Origin of the sequence: Paracoccus sp. 228, assembly GCF_000967825.1 — a bacterium.
In the GTDB taxonomy this organism is placed as follows: domain Bacteria; phylum Pseudomonadota; class Alphaproteobacteria; order Rhodobacterales; family Rhodobacteraceae; genus Paracoccus; species Paracoccus marcusii.
This window is the reverse complement of record NZ_JYGY01000002.1, coordinates 878380-880658: the sequence shown is the minus strand read 5'-3', so window position 1 is coordinate 880658 and position 2279 is coordinate 878380. Positions and strand designations below refer to the sequence as shown.

General features: G+C 55.6%; 1 tRNA gene and 2 rRNA genes (1 of these 3 running past the window's edge). All 3 read right to left on the bottom strand.

Annotated elements, in window-relative coordinates:
- Positions 1-129: 129 nt before the first annotated feature.
- A tRNA-Met gene (locus SY26_RS09685) sits at positions 130-206 on the bottom strand.
- 61 nt (positions 207-267) lie between these two features.
- Positions 268-382: ribosomal RNA gene (rrf, locus tag SY26_RS09680) — 5S ribosomal RNA — on the bottom strand.
- A gap of 96 nt (positions 383-478) precedes the next feature.
- Positions 479-2279: ribosomal RNA gene (locus tag SY26_RS09675) — 23S ribosomal RNA — on the bottom strand (it continues 1032 nt past the right edge of the window).

Here is a 2279-nt window from a genome sequence, read left to right as displayed (position 1 = left end):
CCCACGGTTTTCCACTTTTAGGTAAGCTTGCGGCGATTCTTGGCCTTGCGGAAGGCCAGGCCGGCATCAGTCGCCCGGACATGCGAAAGCCCCGGCGTTTGGCCGGGGCTGGTGGTGAGTCTTTGACGGTGGTTGCGGGGACAGGATTTGAACCTGTGACCTTCAGGTTATGAGCCTGACGAGCTACCGGGCTGCTCTACCCCGCGCCAAGGTTGTCCTGATCGGGTTTGTATTATCGTATCAGAGAGATATTGCGTTTCTTACCAGGTCTGGCGGTGACCTACTCTCCCACGTCTTAAGACGCAGTACCATCGGCGCAGCGGCACTTAACGGCCGAGTTCGGGATGGGATCGGGTGTTTTGCTCGCGCTAGGGCCACCAGACCAGGAAAGAAACGCTCAGCGTCGGACCCTTTTGAGGGGTCTGATATTGTCCAAGGATGCTTTGGAGGAAGGAGGGTAATCCTGCTTCTTCCGGATCAAATCAAGCCTATCGAGCCATTAGTACCGGTCAACTGAATGCATTGCTGCACTTACATCTCCGGCCTATCGACGTGGTGGTCTTCCACGGCTCTCAAGGGAGACCTTGTTTTGAGGGGGGCTTCACGCTTAGATGCCTTCAGCGTTTATCCTGTCCGTTCATAGCTACCCAGCACTGCCGTTGGCACGACAACTGGTCCACCAGTGGAACGTCCACCCCGGTCCTCTCGTACTAGGGGCAGCTCCTCTCAAGTCTCCAACACCCACGGCAGATAGGGACCGAACTGTCTCACGACGTTCTAAACCCAGCTCACGTACCTCTTTAAACGGCGAACAGCCGTACCCTTGGGACCTGCTCCAGCCCCAGGATGAGATGAGCCGACATCGAGGTGCCAAACGATGCCGTCGATATGGACTCTTGGGCATCATCAGCCTGTTATCCCCAGCGTACCTTTTATCCGTTGAGCGATGGCCCTTCCACTCGGGACCACCGGATCACTATGGCCGACTTTCGTCTCTGCTCGACTTGTCAGTCTTGCAGTCAGGCTGGCTTCTGCCATTGCACTCAACGACCGATTTCCGACCGGTCTGAGCCAACCTTCGCGCGCCTCCGTTACTGTTTGGGAGGCGACCGCCCCAGTCAAACTACCCACCACGCAGGGTCCCGGACCCGGATAACGGGCCGCGGTTAGACATCAAGAGTGCGAAGGGCGGTATCTCAAGGATGGCTCCACGGGAACTGGCGTCCCCGCTTCAAAGCCTACCGCCTATCCTGCACATCGCAATCCTGATGCCAGTGCGAAGTTGTAGTAAAGGTGCATGGGGTCTTTCCGTCTAACCGCGGGAAGTCTGCATCTTCACAGACAATTCAATTTCGCTGAGTCCACATTTGAGACAGCGGGGAAGTCGTTACGCCATTCGTGCAGGTCGGAACTTACCCGACAAGGAATTTCGCTACCTTAGGACCGTTATAGTTACGGCCGCCGTTTACCGGGGCTTCAATTCAAGGCTTGCACCTCTCCTTTTAACCTTCCGGCACCGGGCAGGCGTCAGACCCTATACGTCGTCTTACGACTTCGCAGAGCCCTGTGTTTTTAGTAAACAGTCGCCACCCCCTGGTTTGTGCCCCCGGCCTCTGCTTGCGCAAAAACCGGGCCTCCTTCTCGCGAACTTACGGAGGTATTTTGCCGAGTTCCTTAAATGTGGTTCTCTCAAGCGCCTTGGTATTCTCTACCAGTCCACCTGTGTCGGTTTAGGGTACGGTCTTGTGGAGGGCTATTTCCAGGGACCACTCACCAGCCCTTCCAATCCGATAAGGAAGAACGAGCTCTGTGATCCGTCACCATCTCCTGGCCCAGGAATATTAACCTGGTTCCCATCGACTACGCCTTTCGGCCTCGCCTTAGGGGCCGGCTTACCCTGCTCAGATTAGCTTTAAGCAGGAACCCTTGGACTTTCGGCGACAGGGTCTCTCACCCTGTTTGTCGCTACTCATGTCAACATTCTCACTTCTGATCACTCCACCGGTTGCCTCACGGCCCGGCTTCACAGTCAGAACATTGCCTCCGTTACCCATTGCTGGGCAAAAGAGGCAGCGTTCTATATCACAGAACGCTCCGCTACCACGCACTCTAAAGTGCATCCAAAGCTTCGGCTCGTGGCTTGAGCCCCGTTACATCTTCGCCGCAAGACCTCTTGATTAGACCAGTGAGCTGTTACGCTATCTTTAAAGGATGGCTGCTTCTAAGCCAACCTCCTGGTTGTTTTGGAAGTCTCACATGCTTTCCCACTTAGCCACGAA